Below are 21,435 nucleotides of genomic sequence, written 5' to 3' on the forward strand. Positions count from 1 at the left end.
ACTATCTATGCTTATCTATCATTTCGCTGTTTTAAGGTACAAGTACAATTTTCAGTGACTTATCGCCTTTTTTCATTAATTCGAATCCTTCTTCAAATTCTTGAAGTGGTAATTGATGGGTCACTACACCATCAGTAGGGTAGTCGCCATTCTGTATACCATTTATCACAAGAGGATAACAATAAGGTCCTAAGTGACTTCCCATTAAATCTAGTTCTTTACGATCAGAAATGATGCTCCAGTCAACAGTTACTGGATCGCCAAATACAGAAAACTCTACAAATCTACCTAACTTCCTAATGGCACTTAAACCTTGTTCAACAGATTTAGGATGACCTGTCGCTTCAATATAAGTATCACAACCATAACCTTCCGTCATATCTTTGATTTCTTTTACCACATCAACTTTAGCTGGATTCATCACAATGTCTGCACCAAATTGTTTCGCTAATTCTAAACGGTCATCTTTCATATCTAGTACAACCAGAGTTTCAGCTCCTGATTTTTTAGCTGCTCCTATCATACCTAGACCCAATGTTCCAGCACCTGATAATACAACGAAATCCCCTAATTTGATGTTTGCACGTTGTACTGCATGTAAACTACAAGCATATGGTTCAATAAGAATTGCTTTTTCTATCGGTAAGTCTTCAGGAACTTTATAATTTATTGCTTCCTTAGTGAATTTCATGTATTCAGCCATACCGCCATTTACATTATTTTGGAAACCATATAAGTCGTGTTTTTCACACATCCAATACTCGCCACGCTTACAAAATCTACATTCCCAACAAGGTACAATCTGTTCGGAAATAACACGATCACCTATTTCAAAATCAGTCACATCTTCGCCTTTTTCAACAATACGTGCAATAAACTCATGTCCAGGTATCATCGGTGCTTTAATATAAGAAGGTTGTGTTTCATCGCCCCAAAAACTTGGTGCGCCACCATATGCTTTAATATCTCCTGCACAAATGCCACATGCTTCAACTTTTACAATAATTTCTTTTGAATTCTCAATTATCGGTGTATCTACTGTTTCATATTTATAATCCCCTGGCGCATATGCTACAACTGCATTCATTTTGTCTGGATAATTTTTATTTGTCATTTTCAACAACCCCTTCTTTTATTAGAAAACGCTTTCATTTATAACTACAATTCTAATATATATTTTCATTTCTTTCAAATATTTTTTCGTTTATTTCCGTTTTGCTTTTGTTTTGTTATTTTTATAAAAAATTGTGTTAAACTAAATCATGAGCATAAGGAGGTTGCGAATCATATGAAAATGTATGCAGATGAACGACGAGAGCACATATATACTTATATAAAGTCACATAAAAGAGCTACTGTAAAACAGCTTTCAGATTACTTAAGCGTGACAGAAGCAACAGTTCGAAGTGATTTAAGACTTTTAGAAAGTGAAAATAAGGTTACACGCACACATGGCGGTGCAAAAGTAAATGATACGATGACTTCAAAGTTAAACTTTTCTTACCGCTTAACACAAAAACATCGTGAAAAACATAAGATAAGTGAGTTTGCACTAAATAAAATAGAACCACAACAATGCATACTCATAGACGCAAGTTCAACAACGTATGAACTTGCAAAATTAATATCTGAAACTACCATGGAACTTACTATTATTACAAATGGGTTGGAAAATGCAGTACTTTTAAAAGAAAATCCTAACTTAACAGTGCTCGTAGTTGGAGGGTTTGTTTCTCAAGATTCAAACGCGATTACCGGAAACATTGATTCACAAATTTTAGAAATGTACCATATTGATTACTTCTTTTTATCTGCAAATGGTTTTACCTTAGAAAATGGTTTAACTGATTTTTCATTACCTGAAGTTCAACTCAAAAAGCAGATGGTTCAAGAAAGTGAAAAAGTAATTGCTTTGATAGACCACAGTAAGTTTGATATCTCATCTACTTTATCATTCGCTAAAATCACTGACATTTCTGAAGTTATAACAGATGAAGCACCCAATAAAAAATGGTTACAACACACACCATTTAAATTAACTGTTGTTTAATAACAAAATTTCACAAAATAAAAAGCTGTACCAATTAGGAAAAACATTACTCACCTAATTGGTACAGCTTATTTTTTACTTAAAATACTTATCCAATCATTTTATATACCACCTGTCCATCCAACAGTAGTGAAGATATACAACACAATTGAACCTACGATAATCCAGATTAAAAATAATGGCGCCATAAACTTAAACCAAGAACTAAAATTAGCTTTTGCAATAGCAATCGCACCAACTGTCGCACCTAAAGTTGGTGTGATTAAATTGCCTAATCCCCCACCAAAAGATAGTGAAGTTAACAGTATTTGATCATTCACACCAAGCGTATGTGTAACAGGTTGTAATATTGGAATCATCACACTCATTAAACCTGAACCCGATGGTACTAAAAAGTTAAATACTGTTGCTACTAAAAATATTAATATTGAAACGACACCTGATGAAGAGCCATCAAGTTGTGTCGTCAATCCATTGACAATCGTACTTAAAATTTTACCCTTTTCAAGTATGACACTGATAGTATTTGCCATGATAATGGCAAAAGCTACAACTAACATTGGTTTTGCTCCTGCTAAAAATCCATCCACCATTTCACTAGATCGTTTACTTTTGACTAGATAAGCAAGCACAAAACTAATACCAAAAACAGTTATAAATACACCATTGCCATATTTCTCAGTCCAACTTAACATACCATTGCCTATCGCTAATACTATGGGTGTAAAAATCACTAATCCTACTACAACCAAATCTCTCCAATTAATTGTTCTATCTTTTAAATCAATTTCTGCAGTTGTTGTTTGTGTATCATTTTGTTGCCAAGATGTTGTGTTCATTAAACTTTTATTGGGTGATTTAATAACCCTTCTCGCATACCAGATAACATATAATAAAGTGACCAATAAAAACACTATGTACATAATTGCTCTACCGCCGTATCCAGAATATAAAGTGACCTCCGGATAAACGATTTGACCAATTTTAGCCATACCTGAAGGAGAAACTGAAAAGGCCATATACAAAGGTAGGAAGGTCATACCAAGGGCAATAATTGGATCTAATTTTAACCTATTCGCTAAAATTACACCGAGCGTGACAAAGACAATCATCTGATCGCCACCTACAAAAAATCCTATAAATGCCATTAAAGAAAATAATCCAATAATAAGAGGTAAAGCACCTGCATGTTCAAATCTATATATCATATAATTTGTTAACTTCGTCACTGAGTCCAATTGCAACATACCACCAATTGCCCCACCAACAAACAACAGTAAAGTTACAGTTTGAGCAGATTGTATACCGCCATTTAATATTAAGGTAATCGCATAAAACGGATTAACTGGATTTTGTGAAATAGCATGATAAGTTCCTTGTACAATCTCACCACTTTTTGTAGTATCAAATTCGCCAGCCGGAATGATATATGTCAATAAACATGCAAACATCATCATCATCAACATCATTAATAACACGTGTGGTAATTGGAATTTTCTTTTTTCTTTTATTTGCTCTTGTTCAACATCTACTTGCGAATGATGTGAAGTTGCACTATATTCAGACATTCTATTTCACTCCTTAAAATTCAATTAAATTAGTTATGCTCTACTTTTGTTCGACTATATCTATTTTCTTTAAAAGGAATACCAAGATGATCACGTAATGTACTACCTTCATAAGATTTTGAATAATAACCTTTTGACTCTAATATTGGTAACACTTCATTTAAAAATTCATCATATATTTCACCATAAACATGTGGACCAAAGATAAAGCCATCTGCTGCACCTTGTTCAAACCATTCAATTATCAATGCTGCTACTTCTTCATAAGTACCTGTAAATGGTGACTGTCTTACTGTTTCTTCTAGAGCAACTTCTCTTAACGTTAAATTTTGTGATTTTGCTCGCTCAGCAATCGCATCAGTCGTAGCACGAAAACTATTTTTCCCTACATCACCTAATTCTGGAAATGGTGCATCTAACTCATATTGACTAAAGTCATGATGATCATAATATCTTCCTAAGTAATCTAAAGCTTCCTCAATTGTCGCTAGTGATTTAAGCTCATTTAGTCGTCTTTCTACTTCGTCTTTATCTTTGCCAATGACTGGTGCTAACATTGGGTAAACTTTAACATGATCAGGGTCACGCTCAAATGCTTGGGCTTGGTTTTTAATACTGTCATAATTACTTTTCGCAATCTCAAGTGACTCACCTAGTGTAAAGACAGCATCAGCATATTTAGCTGCATAAGCTTGTCCCTTAGGAGAAGCTCCAGCTTGAAATATAACAGGTTGACCTTGTTCAGAACGACTTGCATTCAAAGGACCTTTGACTTGGAAATATTGACCTTTGTAATCTAATGTATGCATCTTACTTTTATCCACATATTCGCCTGACTCAACATCAAATGTAAATGCATCATCTTCATATGAATCCCATAAGCCTTGTACTACCTGGATATGTTCTTCAGCAATATCATATCGAATATCATGTTCTGGATGGTCTCCTTTGCTATAATTGTCAGCACTTCCAGCTAAAGGTGAAGTTACTACATTCCAACCTGCACGGCCTTTACTGATTTTATCAATGGTTGAAAGTTGTCTGGCCACTGTGAACGGCTCACTATATGAAGTTGAAATCGTACCTACTAATCCAATTTGACGTGTTATTGGCGCAAGTGCTGCTAAAAATGTTAATGGTTCATGTCTATCTAAAAAATGTGGTATTGATTTTTCATTGATATATAATCCGTCTGCTACAAAAACGAAACTAAAGCCAGCTTTTTCTGCTTTACGAGCAATATCAAGTTGAAAATCAAAATTTGTACTTGCATCACTTGGGACGTCATTTGATTTCCAAGCATGCATATGGCTACCAGGACCATTCAACATAATTCCAAAATCTATTTTTTTATTTGTCATTTTACCCCTGCTTTCAAATTCGTTTTCTCATATACACGTGCTAGTTGCTCTACTGTTTTTAATCTTAATGAGTGGTTTTGTACTGGCATATGAAACATAAATTCATCAACTTGATCATCTATATCTAATTCATGAATTTGTTGTTTTATGGACTCAGCTGTACCATTAAATACTTCTATTTGTTGTTCTTCAATTTCAAAGGTTCTTGAACTTTGCTTTTTAAAATCATCTATTTGATGTTCGCTTGACACCGTTAATTTTTGACCGTCATCAAAGTGCAAAACATAATTTGTGCGTCCCTCTTCAATTAACGCGCTTTCTGCTTCACTATTCGATACAACAGCAGCTAAGGCTATAATTATTTTCCCTTCAGGATAAAATGCTTTATATGTACGAATTGCTTTGTGTAAAAGATCATTATTAGAATTCAAAAAATATGCATAAATAAAACCGACTTTTTCTTCTGCTGCAAAGCGTGCTGACCGTTCACTTCCTCCCAAAAGAAAAACATGCGGTTTCTCAATCTCTTTATTACGAATCGTTGTTTTTAAATTTGAATACGGATTTTCTTCAGGAAAGTTTTCATTATTAAATTGATTTAAAAGATGAAATTTATCATTGAAAGACATAGGTGCATTTTTAATATCTTCTTGCAAAGCTTGTGTCGCTAAAGGAAAACCACCAGGTGCTTTGCCTATACCTAAATCTACTCTTCCCGGAGCAATTTGGCTCATAAAATGAAACTGTTCAATCACTTTGAATGGACTATAATGCTGTAACATAACCCCACCAGAACCAACATTTATTCGACTTGTTTGGTTTAATAAATGTGTAACTAATATTTCAGGGCTCGTACCAACGACCTCTTGTATATTATGATGCTCTGCAACAAAATATCTTGTATAATTCAGGCCTTCTGCTAATTGCGCTAGTTCAACAGTTCTATTTATCCCTTCACTAACTGTTTCATTGTGATCTATTGGACTTTGATCAAGTATGCTAATAGATGTCATAAACAATCCCCCAATCGATTTCTGAAAATTATATTAGTTACAATCTTAGGCTCACTCTATCATTTTGTCAAGTATCCTTATCGATTTACTAAGGATTAAAAATGTGTTCATTTTGATATGCCATTGTATTCCAAACTTTTGACAAATCATTTATCAATCGTACTGAAAAGTGCTATCTAAATACCTCTTATTTAATAAAAAAGAGCAGGATAATATCACTCTTTAGTAAAGTGATATTATCCTGCTCTAATTTGAAAGACTCGTCATAAAAGTGATTCTTGTTATGACATGCCTAATTAAATAATATTAATTTTTGCATAAATTGTGGTTACAATCATATTTTAATACGACCAACCTAAAGTATGTTCCACTTCATCATCTTCATTTTCAATATTGTCTATATCAATCATAGATTCTGAAATATTTCTAGAATGGTAACCAATACGTTCTAAGATAGCAATCATATCTAAATAAAGTAAGCCGCCTTCTAAAGAACATTCTCCCGAACTTAAACGCTTGATGTGTTTTTTTCTTAAATCATGTTCTAATGCATACGAATAATTACTCAAGCGAACGATTTCATCTTTTTTAACTCTGTCATATACGTTAAACATGTCAATTGTTTTTTCAAGTGACGCATCGACATGGTTATATAGCCTTTCAATACTTTGTTCTGCTTTTGCAGATATCTGAATTGATTCTGTTTCTTTTTTCTTTAAATCTAATAAATACGCTTCTGTTAAACTTGCTACTTTAATAAAAGTTCGATTAACATCGAATAACACAGACATTCTTTCTGCATCTTGTTTGGATATCTTCTTCTCTGAGATTTTTGTTAAATATTGCCTTACATTGTCATACATACTTTCGACAGCAGCATATTTTTGAAGTATATCTTTTTCTGTTTTATAGTCATAATGCTTAGCATGTCTGAACATATCAAATGTCATACGCCCTATATTTTGAATTTCATCTTGTGCTTCTTGTAACGCAATATTAGGTGCTCTGTTTATTAAATTTTTATCTAACATTCTTGGTTTATATTTTTCATTCAAATCTTCACCTGGTACTAACTTCGTCACAATCCATGCTAAGACGAAAATAAACGGTAATTGTATGATTGTGTTCGTCACATTAAATGTACCATGTGCAAATGCAATAACCATTTCAGGTTTTAAATTCATAACCCCTTGCATCCATTCAATAACTAGTTGATAGAGTGGCATAATTACTAAGAAAATAATAGCACCTATCACATTGAATAGTACATGGACAGCTGCAACACGTTTGGCAGCCAATGAACCTGCTAGACTGGCCAGCACCGCAGTGATTGTCGTACCAATATTATCACCTAAAAGTACAGGAAGTGCACCATGTAAACTAATTAAATCATTAGCGAAGAATCCTTGTAAAATACCAATTGTAGCACTTGAACTTTGTATAATAACTGTTAATAATGTTCCTGCTAACACACCATATATTGGGTTAGAAGACATATCTAACATAATTTGCTTGAACGAATCTAAGTTTGCTAAAGGTTTAACCGCACCACTCATTAATTCTAAACCATAGAATAATGCACCAAAACCAAATAAAATCATACCAACATTTTTCACTTTACGTTTTTGAATAAAGAAAATTAAAAATGCACCAATTGCTAAAATTGGTAGCGAATATTCACCGATATCAATACCTATAATAAATGCAGTAACTGTAGTACCAATATTCGCTCCCATAACTACTCCAATTGCTTGGCGCATAGTCATAAACCCTGCACTAACAAGTCCTATAGTAATTACTGTTGTGCCTGAGCTACTTTGAATTAATATCGTTACAATCATACCAGCCAAGACACCCATTAAAGGGTTACTTGTAAAAGTATTTAAAATGCTTCTTAATCTATCACCAGCTGCGGCTTGCAAACCGTCACCCATTTGTTTAATACCATATAGAAAAATACCTAATCCACCGATAAAGGTAAAAATTATCTCCATTACAGAAGAATCCATCGTTACACCTCTTTAAAATATTTGTAAACTATGTGAATTATAACTGATTTTTGTTAAGTTAATGTTAATTTATCATTAAAATTGCAAAGGATTTTCTCAACATTTCTGTAATCATATTTCACTGAAATATGCAAACCTTTCCAAATCCTATATCTACGCTGATTTAAAATATGCTATTTATAAATTACACAAATTTCTACCTTTAGCATATATTAAAATTAATGCAGAAAGATACTTGTCAACCGCTCTAATCTTCGCTAATATAATTAAGAATTTAATGAAGGGAAGATTTGTATTGTGATCACTGCTTATAAACATACTCAAACACAAGAAATAATAGCATCAACATTAGATGATGATGCTTCATGGATCAATGTTGTAGACCCAAATTGGGAAGAAATAGAACATTTAATAGATTTATACCATTTACCTGAAGATTTTATTAGAGACCCTCTAGATACTGAGGAAAGTTCTCGTGTTGAATACGATGAAGAAACGGGCTATTCCCTTATAATCCTTGACCTGCCAGTTGTTAATGATACAAATCTTAATGTACTCTCATTTATAACAATTCCTTTAGGTATAATAATTGGTAATAAGAAAATATTTACTGTATGTAATGTTGAAAATGAGTTTCTTGAAAAATTTAGCCATCAAAATCTAAATTTACATTTTCATAGCCGATTTGCGCTTAATATATTATTAACGATTGCAAATCATTATAATAGAAACCTTAGGTTATTAAATAAGACGAGGTTACGTATAGAACGTGATTTAAAAAATAATGTGACAAACAAGCAACTATATAATTTAATGGAAGTTGAAAAGAGCTTAGTTTATTTCTTAGCTGCTTTAAAAGGTAATGAAACTATAGTAAAAAAACTCTTTAGATTGCCTGCAATCAAACGTTTTGAAGAGGATGAAGATTTACTGGAAGACTTAGTCATAGAAAATAATCAAGCACTAGAAACCACAAGATTATATACTGACATATTAGAAAGTATTACTACTTCTTATGCATCACTACTTTCAAATGAAATGAATAATACAATGAAAACATTGACGCTATTTACCGTCTTTTTAACATTGCCAACTTTAGTATTCAGTTTTTTTGGTATGAATGTACCACTACCTATTGATGAACATAGTTATATCTCTTGGGTTATTGTAATCGGTATTTCATTAGTTATCGTTTCATTTGTGGGCGCATTTCTATGGAGAAAGCAAAAGTTTTGAAATAAGACGTACACGCAAGTCACCATATATTAAAAATGAGAATGCATGATCATTATGCTTAAAACAAAGGACGCTACCATTTGATATGGTAGCGTCCTTTGTTTTTTCAAATTGTTTTAACGACATCTAAAAATGAATACTAACTTACTTTAATTTGCTAATGACACTAACCTATAGACTTCATATCTTCTTTAGTAATATCATCATAATAATATTTTATTTTATAGATAAAATAATCTTTTAACCTATTTACGTTTGACAAAGTGTTTGAGGCTTGTTGCAAATGAATTAACCATGATCTAGCTGGACACTCAGTATCATAAAATTCTTTATGAATTCTCACTGTTTCTCTATTAACAGGTAATTGATATTTCTTTAAAATTGCAGCAGCTAACCAGAAACTAACTTCTTCCACCTTCATAAATGCACTATCCGTTAAGACGCCATTTATTTTAGACTGACATCTTTCGATACCAATATAATGCGTATTGGCGAATGTATTTCCACAGTGCCATTCAGTATATTGTGTCGGGTGAAACCAGTAGCAAGTGTCTTGATCAATGTAGACGCTCGCCCATCCTTTTTCTAATTCATTTTTTTTAATTCGATTATTTAACCATGCAATATAATTTTGGGCTGTATAATTTTCGGCATCATCGTGTAGAACGACACCTAAAATATCCTTTTTTAGTTCAGTGATTTTATCGTCTATTTTGTAATAATTAGAGTATATATGTTTCATAAATTCCCTTCTTTAATACTTAAATTTTTGTGTCAGAAGTTCGTTTAATTTATCTGCTTTAAATTTAATGATGTGCACAATTTAATTTTCTTAGTTGAATTAGGGCTTAAAATAAGAAAATAGTTATATTTAATATATTAATATTCACAACTATTTATTATATAATGTAATTTAGTCAATATAACAATACGTTATCAGGAGTTGCTAGATAGAATGGAACATGCCACATTATGTATCCACGATTTTTTAACTACAGATACTCAACGTTGTATCAACCAAGTCATACTATTATTTTCTTTAAATAGTAAATTGAATATCAATATCAATGGTAAACAAACTTCGATTGAAAACAATATCGCTATCATCAATCACAGTGATCTATTTTGTATCACTCACGCAGAACAACTTGTTGAACTAAAAATACCAATACAACAAATCATCCCGCTTAACCAATTATTTTTTAATTGTTACTATGATGCAAAAGCATTGAACGCTCAGGCGTATTTAAAGCAAATAATTTTAAGCATGATTGAAAAGTTAAACACCATAAATTCAACAGAATTACCTCAATTAACTGAGCTTATTTCTACCTTAGAGCATGAAGCTAAAAAAATATCTGAACATGTATATATACCAACAATTCATTGTGAAAATGAACTTTTAAATAAAATATCAGAATATATCCAAACTCACATTACACAACATATCATGTCCAAAGAAATTTCTTCAATTTTTTATATATCTAGTTCATACATATCAATTTTATTTAAAAAATATTTAGGTATTAGTTTTAAACATTATATTACAAGTTTAAAAATTGCGCTTTCACTTGATGAACTTATTAATAGTAACAACACAATTTATCTTATTTCTGAAAATATGGGTTTCAATCATTATGCTAATTATACGCATCAATTTAAGTCATATCTCTGTTTAACACCGCTTGCGTATAGAAAGAAACTTAATATAATGCAGAACAAGCCAATTACGTTATTAACTACTGATATAAGTGGATACTCACACTATTTCAAAACTCACTTAAACAACCATACTCAAACGATTGATAATGAAATTATCAATTTAGATCACTTAGAGTACAATGACTTGGCAAAACAACCTACCATCTTTATTCATATTGATAACCTTATGGATATTATTCAAACAAATTTAAACCAAAAACTTAATTTTAGTGATCTTACAAACTGCTATTTACTTATAAATAATGTGAGTAATCTAGCATCAACTTCACTTAATTTAAATGGTATTGTCAATTTTATCGACGCAATTTTTTCAAACTGTATGGGTGTGGTTATTAGAATTAAATCCAAGCAAGAATATGAACAAATAGAACAGGCTATTTCTCAATTTATAATATTCAAACCTAAATATTATACTCATGATAATATGTATAACTTTATGATTCTCTTTGATTCAGAATACTTAAAGTTAAATGATATTAACCGCTTATACATCAAAGCTAGAAGTTTAAATATAAATATCAAATTAGCAATCAACGTTGAGGGGGTATTAACCCAAACTCAAAGTCTTAAACACACTTTTACGCTTTTACATAGATTTAATTTCGACTTTAATTTTATTGATGTAGAACGTAATGAATTACGCGCAATGTTGTTAAAGCATAGCCATCAATTCAATAACGTATCAAGTTATAGTGATTATTATAATAAATTCATCACACTCTCTAAGCTACAACCCAATAAATGTGTATATTCAAAACTTACTAAAAATCACTTCACTCAATATAATCAAAAAGCACCTTTAGGAATAACAGAAATTATGCAACATACAATACAATTGATTAAAAATGGTTCTGCTGTTGGCTATGAACTAATGGACAAAAGTATATCCGATGTTGCGTTAATGAACCAACATGGAATATATGAACCCATTGTTTATATATTCCAATTCTTAAAGCCATTTTATGGAAAAACAATACTAATACAACCCAATTATTTAATTGCAAAAGAAAAACAATGCACACATTTACTTTTATTCAATTCCAATACACATACAATGTCAAACAAGCGAAAGTTTACATTAAAACAACAAACAATTACTTCAAAATTAATTTTATTTATACGCACGTTAAATAGAGAACATGGTTTTATAGATTATGCATTACCACCTATATTTAATAATATTTTTATTGAACAAACGCTTTTAAAAAATATTGAACGATCAAATATGCCAAAGTCAGAATTACGACATACTACCTATCCTCACACACCTATAGAATTTGATATTGACCGTGATGAAGTAAAATACATTCGTTTATCACCCGCATGTAAATAATCATGTAGCTCATCCACGTTATTTAAAAAATAAGTACATATTAGCACAATTTAATTTAAAAGTTTTGTCATCGCTTATACTTCAATTGCATTATGCTAAAATTTCAGATATAACTGAATAAAAGGGTATATAAAGGAGAATCTAATTTTGAAAAATAAAATGTTTGCAATTGTTATTAGTGCCGTAATGGTTATCGTAGCTATTATCTTAGTTATTATGATGGTTTCAGGCGGCCAAAAAGAGACATACTTCGGCTACATGAAGAATAGTACAACTGCTGAAAAAGTAGTCAGTGAAAAAGACCATAAAGTAGAAGAAAATGTCAAAATACCTTCTAAATCAGGTTTCAACCCTAAAAAGGGTGATTTTGTAAAACTAATTAAATCTGAAGGTGAAGACACTTATAGTAAAATGGAAGTCGTTGATCACGATGACATTCCTCATGGTCTAATGATGAAGATTCATGATATGGACATGAAAGGTATGTAAAATAAGTAACTTCGAATAAAAATTCAGTCCCACAAGCTTTTATAGGAAATGCTTGTGGGGCTTTTTTTCGTCTTATATTATTACCCTAATCTAACATTATTTATAAAAAAGCACTGAATAGATTTATTTTCTATTCAGTGCAAAAATGTCAGAATTTCAATTTAGTTTATATAGATTTCAGGTATGCTTGACCTTTCTCTTTGTCATACGCATTTTCCCATTTTGCGATAACAATGGTAGATAATGCGTTACCTAATACATTCACACAAGTTCGTACCATGTCTAATAGTCTATCCACACCGATAATCAGTGCTAAACCTTCAGCCGGTAATCCCATTGTTGTCAATGTTGTAATAAGTACTACAATTGATACCCCTGGTACACCTGCCATACCTTTTGAAGCAACCATTAAAGTAACCATTAACATAATTTGTTGCCCAATTGACATATCGATGCCATACATCTGTGCAACGAATAAAGCAGCTATTGATTGATATAATGCAGATCCATCGAGGTTAAATGTATATCCAATAGGTACTACAAATGATGTAATGTCCTTTGGAGAACCAAAGTTTTCCATTTTTTCATTATTATTGGTAGCACGGATTCTGAACTTGACGTTGAAAATGCTAATACGAGTTCATTTTTCAATATTTTAATAATAGAAAAAATACTAATTCCACATAATCTTGCTACAATACCTAATACCACGATAATAAAGAATATCATTGCGCCGATAACTACTAATAGTAATTTTAATAACGGTATTAATGCTGAAGCACCAAAAGTCATAATTGTCGTACAAATAAATGCGAATACACCAATAGGTGCTAATTTCAATATTTTATTAATCATCCAAAATACAGCTTCTAATGAACCACTTAAAACAGCTTTCACAGGTTCTGCTTTTTTGCCAATTGCTGATAAAGCAACACCAAAGAATACTGCAAAGAATATGATTGGTAGTAATTCACCTGAAGTCAATGCCTCAAAAAGATTTTGAGGCACTATGTTTACAATTGTATCGATAAAGTGATTTCCATATGTAGATGATTCAGCAGCTTTTGCTGATGATTCATATGTTGAAATATCACCTTTGGGTAATTTATCTGGATCTAAACCTTTCCCTGGTTTAAATATATTTGCAAAAAGTATGCCTAGTCCTATAGCTATTGTTGTTATAATTTCAAAATATAAAATTGTTTTAAAACCGTAACGCCCCACTGTTTTAGATTCACCTACATTTGATATAGATAATGCTAGTGAACAAAAAACAACTGGAATTACAATCATTTTTATTAAATTCAAGAAGACATCGCCAAAAGGCTTAATGTAATTTGCAATTTCGTCGTGTCCATAAAGTAATAGACCTACGATAACACCTAATACCAACGCGATAATAACTTGCATTGGTAAACTGATTCTTCTTATAATTGCCATGATGTTTCTCCCCTTCTTCTGACATTGCTTAATTATATCAAAATAATTTTTATATAGATATAAATTTTTTCAGCAAAAATAGTTGTTATTACACTTAATTTTTATTTTTACTCATTTTATATATATATAAGTAACATAATTATTTTGACAAATACACAAAATTGCAGTTAAAGACTATGATATGGCGTTATTAAACCTTACTACAAGCCTGATATAATGTTGTAATAGGATATAAAATCACTACTCTTTTAACTAATTTTATATTTGAGTAACATCAACAATCGCTATTAATTTTTATATTCATTTTACTTCAATTGTGTATGAATTATTATATTATACTGTCATTAATTCACATGTGATAATAAGTAAGACACTATGCTATTGTTTTTGAGTTTTAATATAGTAAAGCATATGTTAAAACACATACATTAAAATATATTTAATACAAAAATGGCTGATGCCATATGTATATACGGAATCAGCCAACATGATATTGATTTGCTTTAGTTTATAAAATGATAACATCACTAAATAATGAGTTATTTAATCTTTAGGTTTATATTTCTCTTTAAAAGCATTATGTTTTGCATCTTTTACATTTTTCTTAGTTTCTGGATCAAAACCTTGCACTAATATACCTTTATATGTACTAATTGGTTGCACAACATAAGTATGTTCCGAATCATCTTTAAACTTAATTTCTTTATAATATAACCCTTTTTTAGCACTATATAATGTTTTCTCTGTTTTAATTTTCTCAGTTAAATGGTTTTCATCCATGTAATTATCAACTAATTCTAAATTTTTGTGACCTTGATATGTTCTTAAACCAAAGAAAAAAGCTACGGCCAAAATTAACGAAATGATTAATAGTCCCAGTATTTTCAAAAACGTCTTCATTATTTATCTCCTTTTAAGTAAAAACAATCATAATAAATACTCTATTGTTAATCCTCATACTCTTAAATTTCTAGACTACTTATTAAAATTCATAATATTAGTATTATGAACGATAACAAATAAATTATAAAGTATTAATACCTTTTGTAACAAAATGTTCTTAAATTTCCACTTATTCACAATGATATATATTATAAAAATATTATGAATATGGACACAACAGTTCCTTGACAATGTACTTTGTTCATAATAAGGTTAAATTTCAAAAGGGGTGATTAAATGGAGGACAAAGTAAGTTACTTAGAAGAACAACTGTGCTTTCTATTTTACGTTTCTTCAAAAGAAATTATAAAAAAATATACTTCATATTTAAAAGAGCATGACCTAACATACACTGGTTATATAGTTATGCTCGCCATTAAAAAAAATGAAAAGATAAACATTAAAACACTTGGACAACGTGTTTATCTTGATTCCGGGACACTAACACCTTTACTTAAAAAATTAGAAAAAAAAGGTTATGTTAGTAGAACACGTGAAATTGATGATGAACGTAATTTACAAATTGCGCTTACAGAACAAGGTGCAAAAGTTCAGGATTCATTATCCCATGTGTCCAAAAAAGTTTTTAGTGAATTTGATATGGATATCGATGAAGCCATTCACTTAAAAGAAACACTACAAAATTTTGTAAATAAACATTTCACTAAAGAAATTTAATATATTAAGAGGTAAAGCTACGTTTAAAGTGTGTAATTTATTTATGCTAATTTAAACTTAAACTTGCCTCTATTTTTTTATTTTATTTAAAGTAATGATGATAAAAGTAATAATCACCCTTTTATCATCAGCTTTTGGTAGAACTGTACACATAAAGTGTTAAATACTATAGTTTGACTTTGACTTTCTTTGACTAATATATTATAATATAAATATAAGGTTAAAGGAGAGGTGAAAAATGATGCAAAATACACAAAATCTTTCTACAGATATACTAGAAAATTTATTAACTGAGCATCATGATTTTAAAGTAGATGTATATGAATCAAGTGATGCATATCAAGTCATTGCTGAACTACCAGGTTACAGTAAAGACAATATAGATATTCAATTTGATGAAAAGACATTGACGATCAGTGTTAAAAATACTTCTACAATAACTCAAAACCAAGATAATTACTTGATTAAAGAGCGCAATTCTAACAACCAAAATAGACAATTTATATTTAAAAACGTAGATGAACCAAATATTAAAGCTACGCTGAACCATGGTATATTAAATGTTACTTTACCTATTCATCATACAAAAAAACAAATTAATATTGATTAAATCGTAACAAAACAAATCATAATATAAGGAGAGATGCTTTATGGCATTCAATATGAAACCATTCGATAATTCATTTTTCGATGTAAATCCTAGTAATTTATTTAAAGATTTCGGACGTCAATTTTTTGATCAATTTCCAGGTGCTAATAGTATTAAAACAGATGTTAAAGAATTAGAAGATGCTTACATTGTGGAAGCAGAGTTACCAGGTATGGAAAAAGAAAATATTAATCTACAGTTTGAAGATAATATTTTAACAATAGAAGGTAAACAGTCATTTGAAAATAATAAAGAAGATGAAAATGGACGCATTATCCATCAAGAACGTAGCTTTAGTGATGTAAAACGTCAATATCAATTTGATAATGTCGATGAAAACGGCATTAAAGCATCTTATGAAAATGGCATGTTAAATGTCACTTTGCCTAAAAAAGAGAAAAAAGAGTCTTCCTCTTCTAACATTCAAATTGATTAACAATCAATTTGAAAAACAACACTTCATTTTTGAAATGTTGCTTCAGAAAGTAGATAAACCTTTCGCATTAATTTGCGAAGGGTTTATCTATTTTTTATTTATATAGTTTTTTCAAATATTTGTCTTCGACAAGTTCATATACAAAATTTAAATCTAATATCGCATCGACTTTACGTAATCAATGATTATTAAGGACTAATTCAGAGATAGAAATCATTTCATATTGATCTCTTTTATCAATTGATTTATTCATCAGAATAATCACGACCACTGCTTAATTTACATATATTATAATATTGGCAGTGATTTATGCCGACTCCTGCGGGAATAGCACTAGCCGAAGACTACAGGCTAAGGCAGTGCCCGCGGAAAGCGTGTATAAAAAGCTGCCAACAAAGTCGGAGATTTTGTCGACAGTCTGAAGTAACACTTCATTTTTTTGTGAAATTTATAGTTTTAACTTACTTTTTTTAACATTTGCCCCATTGTTACTAATGCTATGATTCCAAATAACGCTAATAATAAAAATGCTAAGTGACTGCTACCTGATAGCATTGTGACATATGAAATAACAATCGGTGGAAAGAATCCACCCAATCCGCCCATCATAGAAACAATACCATTTGCAGTCCCTGCCTCTTTACTGAAATAGAAAGGCACAAGTTTAAAAATAAGTCCATTCCCCAAACCAGCGCAAACACTAATTAATAAACAACCTATCGTAAATAGTAAAATATGATTTGAAGATCCTAAAATAATTGCGCCAACAATCATCAATGTAAAATCTATCATTAATAACATCACCGCATTAAATTTATCGCCTAATATACCACCTAAAGGTCTCAAAAATGTTGCAAGTGCAATGAATACACCTGAACGTATACCTGCATCTACTTCACTAATACCAAATTGTTGCACTAAATAATTCGGCAAAAACAAACCAAATGCTACAAATGCACCAAAAGTAATGAAATACCAAAGTGATAAATAATATAATTTCAAATCTTTAAATAAACGCTTAGATTGTTCAACTAAAGGCACTTTTACTTTTTTCTCTTTCGGATCACCAAAAAAGAACATAAAAATAGCAAATAAAGCAATCACTACTAAATAACTTCTGACCGTCGTTTGCCATCCAATAATTGATGCGATTGGGGGCGCTAAAAAAGAAGAAATTGCAGTTCCGATATTACCCATGCCATAAATACCATTTGCTAAACCAACGCGTTCTTTAGGAAAATATTTAGGGATTGATGTTACACCAACAGAAAACACCGCACCTCCAACGCCTAAAAAGAATCCTGATGCCATGAGCATCCCTGTCCCTTGAGCCTGACTCAAAAAATAAATTGGAAATAATAAAATGATAAAACTACAGAAAAACACCCATTTAGCGCCTATTATGTTCGTTAAATAGCCAAAAGGCACTCTTAAAACAGAACCTAATATTACAGGTATGGCTAATATAATTGAAAGCTGATTTCCTGTTATATTAATATCTTGAGATATAAAAGGGATTAGCGGTGCAATAATGCTCCACGCCATAAAACCCACAACTAAACTTAAAGATTGTAAAGTTAATTGAAATCCACCACTAGCTTTGTTCATTACATTCACCTACATTTAATTTTTTATAATTAAGCCTAGTATTCTACAAGCGCCTACAATAATATTATTTATTATGAAGTATTAAGGACTAAATTATGAAAGGTAAAACCGGTGTAATATACGAATTTTTTGGAATATTAATATTTGTAGAATACTGGCTATATGGCTATTGTAAAATCTTTGTGAAATAATAAACATAAGGATTATCCCTTAAGTTCTCTAAAATTTCCCCTATTCTTTTTTCAATAATAAATTCAATTTAAATTTTAATTTGTGTAAAAGAAGAAACTATGTGAGGAGCTTAAAGCGGAAATGAGTTTTCAATCATCTTGATTCATGCCTAAGATGGCATGCAAATGAGGAGCAAAGTAACTTTTACTTCATCATTAAAATACTGTTCTATATCAATTTTTCTTTTATACTGAACACATGATTTGCAACGATTTAATAACGTGTGGATGCCTTGGGAATAATATGATAGATGGGCTACAAGCTCAGACAATGTAAATCATATCCCAAACAAGTATACACGCTCAAATTCACTACATTTTAATATAAAAAGGACTAATCCATATGCAAATGGATTAGTCCTTTATCTTGAGCATGAAATTTATATCTTATCCTCAGTTATCTGTTGTTTAACAATACATTATATCGTAAAAATTTGCATAGACTTATTAATAAATTATGACATTACCATATTATTTGTTGTCAGAAGTAACTCGATTAAAAGTCCACAAGTTTTTTCTTCATCGCATATTCTACTAATTCCGGTTTTGATTTTAAGTCTAATTTTTGCATAATATGTGTTTTATGTGCTTCTACTGTTTTTACAGATACAAATAATTTTTCTGCTATCTCTTTATTACCATAACCTTTTGCAATTAAAGGCAATATTTCTATTTCTCTTTTAGATAAAATTTTAAAAGGGTCTGATGTAGCCGTTTCGTCTTTGGAACTATTACTAATAAATTCATTCACTAAAGAAGTCGTTAATTTCATATCTACATATGTTTCACCCTGATATACAGTTCTTATTGCTAAAATGAGTTGTTCATCTGGCGCGTTTTTCAAGATATAACCTTTTGCGCCATTTTTTAATACATGAAATAAGTACTCTTCGTCATCGTACATTGTTAATATTAAGATCTTTGTTTCAGGAAAACTTTCTGCTATTTTACTAGTAGCAATCAGTCCTGACTCTCCTGGAGGCATACTCAAATCCATAATTAATACATCAGGTTTATGTTCCATTACTTTTTGATAAGCTTCTAAGCCATCAGCAGCTGTACCGACAACTTCCATATCATCTTGGTAATTTAGAATCATAGAAAATCCTGTTCTGACAACAGCATGATCATCTGCAATAACTATTCTCAAAATTTATTCTCCTTACTCCCTTAAATTGGAACTTCTAAAGTCACTATCGTACCTCTTCCAATTTGACTATCGACATTTACTTCAGCATTTACTAATTCTGCGCGTTCATACATACCATAAATACCTAATCCAGTACCTTGTGGCTGATCAGTTTTAATAAATCCTATGCCTCTATCAACGACTTCAGCTATTAACCTATTACGATTATAATGTAAGTCAATTTCAACTTTGTCCACATTGGCATACTTAATTGCATTAAATAATGCTTCTTGTACTACTCGATAAACAACCGTTTCTATTTCATTGTCAAAGCGTTGTGCATCTAGACTTGAATGATAAATAATCTCCATGCCGTAATTAGATTCAACTTGTTTGAAATATGTTTTGAATGCTGCATCTAATCCTAAATCATCCAAAGATGAAGGCCTCAATTCAACAGAAAGGTTACGTATATCATCAATGAGTTTGGACATAAGTCCTTCTATGTGTTTCGAATCAGCAACTAAATCTTGTATTTCTTGCTGATACTTTAACAACCTTAACTCAACATCAATATTCAGCATTTCTTGAACAACGCTATCATGTAGCTCTCTTGAAATACGTTTTCTTTCATTTTCTTGAGCAGAAATTGTTTTTTGCATCATTTTACGTTGATACATCTTATCATGACGTTCAATTTGTGGAGATACATTTTGCAATGTAAATACTTTGATATCATTTACCGGATCAATCGTTTGATACGTTGCAGTAAATGGTTCAATCGTACCTCGATTAGTTTTCATAAATACTTGAAAGCTTGTATTACCAACTTCTTCTGCTTCAAGAAAACAATTTTTGCAAGATTGTAAATCAAACTCATTAGTATATCCATCACATCGATTACAAATCACATTAGTCATATCTCGATAGTCCTCATCATTGGAAATGATATCTTTTGCAGCTTGATTCTTAGCAATAACTTTCCCCTTATTATCAACAAACACTATTTTTTCTCTTGTATTATTGAAATACTGCAATAATAATTCAGTCATATCTTCCATTTGATTTACTTGCACGATCATCACCTAATCTTCTTCTTTAAAAATTCCTAAAACATCAGCTATCGAAATGTCACCATGTGCTAAAGGTAATGGATTTCCATCCCTCTGACCTAATAACAAAACACCGTAAACTTGTCTGTTATACCACAAAGGTATAGCCACCATGGCAGTTAGTAATTCAGTTAAAACAATAGGATATTTATGTTTTTCTGAGGGTAATAAAATTTGATTTACATCTTCAATGATCATGCGTTTACCCGTTTTCATAACATTGCCCGCGAGTCCTTTACCTTTTCTTAAGACTATTAACTTATATCTATTATTTAAATTGCCAGAAACATAATGCCATTTAATCGGTGATACTTGATTTTCTTGCTCATAAAATGCTAAACCTGCAAAGTCAAAACCTTCTCTTGTACGTATTAAATTTAAAGCTGCTTGATAATCAATTTTTTTATTTAAAGGCAATGAACCCAATGCA

18 protein-coding genes and 2 pseudogenes are annotated in these 21,435 nt (G+C 30.9%); 7 read left to right on the forward strand and 13 right to left on the reverse strand.

The window, feature by feature from the left end:
• Positions 1-31 precede the first annotated feature (31 nt).
• A complete protein-coding gene (locus KA824_RS05390) occupies positions 32-1,114 on the reverse strand; it encodes an MDR/zinc-dependent alcohol dehydrogenase-like family protein (RefSeq protein WP_107385701.1) in 1,083 nt (360 codons plus the stop codon).
• Between the two features lie 174 nt (positions 1,115-1,288).
• Here KA824_RS05390 and KA824_RS05395 point away from each other — a divergent pair, with 174 nt between their 5' ends.
• Complete coding sequence (locus KA824_RS05395) at positions 1,289-2,050, forward strand: DeoR/GlpR family DNA-binding transcription regulator (protein WP_107384827.1); 762 nt, start codon at positions 1,289-1,291, stop codon at positions 2,048-2,050.
• 101 nt (positions 2,051-2,151) lie between these two features.
• Here KA824_RS05395 and KA824_RS05400 read toward each other — a convergent pair whose 3' ends face one another.
• The 4 genes from KA824_RS05400 to KA824_RS05415 form a co-directional block, all read right to left on the reverse strand.
• Positions 2,152-3,618 (reverse strand): Na+/H+ antiporter NhaC family protein, encoded by a 1,467-nt coding sequence (locus KA824_RS05400; protein ID WP_107384828.1) that lies wholly within the window; start codon positions 3,616-3,618, stop codon positions 2,152-2,154.
• Between the two features lie 29 nt (positions 3,619-3,647).
• A complete protein-coding gene (locus KA824_RS05405; protein WP_107384829.1) occupies positions 3,648-4,979 on the reverse strand; it encodes an LLM class flavin-dependent oxidoreductase in 1,332 nt (443 codons plus the stop codon).
• Positions 4,976-5,992 (reverse strand): MsnO8 family LLM class oxidoreductase, encoded by a 1,017-nt coding sequence (locus KA824_RS05410; RefSeq protein WP_107384830.1) that lies wholly within the window; start codon positions 5,990-5,992, stop codon positions 4,976-4,978. The genes KA824_RS05405 and KA824_RS05410 overlap by 4 nt, the downstream gene beginning before the upstream one ends.
• A gap of 341 nt (positions 5,993-6,333) precedes the next feature.
• Positions 6,334-8,001: a Na/Pi cotransporter family protein gene (locus tag KA824_RS05415; RefSeq protein WP_181187374.1), complete on the reverse strand. Its 1,668-nt coding sequence runs from the start codon at positions 7,999-8,001 to the stop codon at positions 6,334-6,336.
• Between the two features lie 297 nt (positions 8,002-8,298).
• Between KA824_RS05415 and KA824_RS05420 the strand changes: the two genes are divergently transcribed.
• Entirely contained in the window at positions 8,299-9,237 is a 939-nt protein-coding gene (locus tag KA824_RS05420) for a magnesium transporter CorA family protein (RefSeq protein ID WP_107384832.1), read from the forward strand.
• A gap of 166 nt (positions 9,238-9,403) precedes the next feature.
• Here the strand turns inward: KA824_RS05420 and KA824_RS05425 are convergent, their stop codons facing one another.
• Positions 9,404-9,979 (reverse strand): peptidoglycan recognition protein family protein, encoded by a 576-nt coding sequence (locus KA824_RS05425; RefSeq protein ID WP_107385703.1) that lies wholly within the window; start codon positions 9,977-9,979, stop codon positions 9,404-9,406.
• A gap of 213 nt (positions 9,980-10,192) precedes the next feature.
• Between KA824_RS05425 and rsp the strand changes: the two genes are divergently transcribed.
• Together rsp and KA824_RS05435 are read left to right on the forward strand one after the other, a co-directional pair.
• Complete coding sequence (gene rsp / locus KA824_RS05430; protein ID WP_107384833.1) at positions 10,193-12,292, forward strand: AraC family transcriptional regulator Rsp; 2,100 nt, start codon at positions 10,193-10,195, stop codon at positions 12,290-12,292.
• A gap of 147 nt (positions 12,293-12,439) precedes the next feature.
• A complete protein-coding gene (locus KA824_RS05435; RefSeq protein ID WP_107384834.1) occupies positions 12,440-12,781 on the forward strand; it encodes a DUF4889 domain-containing protein in 342 nt (113 codons plus the stop codon).
• A 166-nt stretch (positions 12,782-12,947) separates the two neighbouring features.
• Here the strand turns inward: KA824_RS05435 and KA824_RS05440 are convergent.
• A pseudogene (locus KA824_RS05440) lies at positions 12,948-14,221 on the reverse strand (cation:dicarboxylate symporter family transporter).
• Between the two features lie 543 nt (positions 14,222-14,764).
• Positions 14,765-15,121 (reverse strand): DUF3139 domain-containing protein, encoded by a 357-nt coding sequence (locus KA824_RS05445; protein WP_107385348.1) that lies wholly within the window; start codon positions 15,119-15,121, stop codon positions 14,765-14,767.
• Between the two features lie 279 nt (positions 15,122-15,400).
• Between KA824_RS05445 and KA824_RS05450 the strand changes: the two genes are divergently transcribed.
• From KA824_RS05450 to KA824_RS05460, 3 genes are all read left to right on the forward strand, one after another.
• On the forward strand, positions 15,401-15,841 hold the full coding sequence (locus tag KA824_RS05450) for a MarR family winged helix-turn-helix transcriptional regulator (protein ID WP_107385347.1): 441 nt from the start codon (positions 15,401-15,403) through the stop codon (positions 15,839-15,841).
• Positions 15,842-16,079: 238 nt separating this feature from the next.
• Entirely contained in the window at positions 16,080-16,451 is a 372-nt protein-coding gene (locus KA824_RS05455; RefSeq protein ID WP_107385346.1) for an Hsp20 family protein, read from the forward strand.
• A gap of 40 nt (positions 16,452-16,491) precedes the next feature.
• Positions 16,492-16,926: an Hsp20/alpha crystallin family protein gene (locus KA824_RS05460; protein ID WP_107385345.1), complete on the forward strand. Its 435-nt coding sequence runs from the start codon at positions 16,492-16,494 to the stop codon at positions 16,924-16,926.
• A 115-nt stretch (positions 16,927-17,041) separates the two neighbouring features.
• On the opposite strand, the pseudogene KA824_RS13000 reads toward KA824_RS05460, so the two are convergent.
• From KA824_RS13000 to nreA, 5 genes and pseudogenes are all read right to left on the reverse strand, one after another.
• A pseudogene (locus tag KA824_RS13000) lies at positions 17,042-17,182 on the reverse strand (IS5/IS1182 family transposase); the annotation flags it as partial.
• Between the two features lie 200 nt (positions 17,183-17,382).
• The gene (locus KA824_RS05465; protein ID WP_107384343.1) at positions 17,383-18,534 is read right to left on the reverse strand and encodes a nitrate/nitrite transporter; all 1,152 of its coding nucleotides are present in this window, start codon (positions 18,532-18,534) and stop codon (positions 17,383-17,385) included.
• Positions 18,535-19,260: 726 nt separating this feature from the next.
• A complete protein-coding gene (gene nreC, locus KA824_RS05470) occupies positions 19,261-19,914 on the reverse strand; it encodes a nitrate respiration regulation response regulator NreC (protein ID WP_107384344.1) in 654 nt (217 codons plus the stop codon).
• A 20-nt stretch (positions 19,915-19,934) separates the two neighbouring features.
• Positions 19,935-20,975: a sensor histidine kinase gene (locus KA824_RS05475; RefSeq protein ID WP_181187372.1), complete on the reverse strand. Its 1,041-nt coding sequence runs from the start codon at positions 20,973-20,975 to the stop codon at positions 19,935-19,937.
• A gap of 3 nt (positions 20,976-20,978) precedes the next feature.
• Complete coding sequence (gene nreA / locus KA824_RS05480) at positions 20,979-21,431, reverse strand: nitrate respiration regulation accessory nitrate sensor NreA (RefSeq protein ID WP_107384345.1); 453 nt, start codon at positions 21,429-21,431, stop codon at positions 20,979-20,981.
• Between the last annotated feature and the right edge of the window lie 4 nt (positions 21,432-21,435).

This window comes from Staphylococcus sp. GDY8P198P, from assembly GCF_017891615.1.
GTDB lineage: Bacteria > Bacillota > Bacilli > Staphylococcales > Staphylococcaceae > Staphylococcus > Staphylococcus cohnii.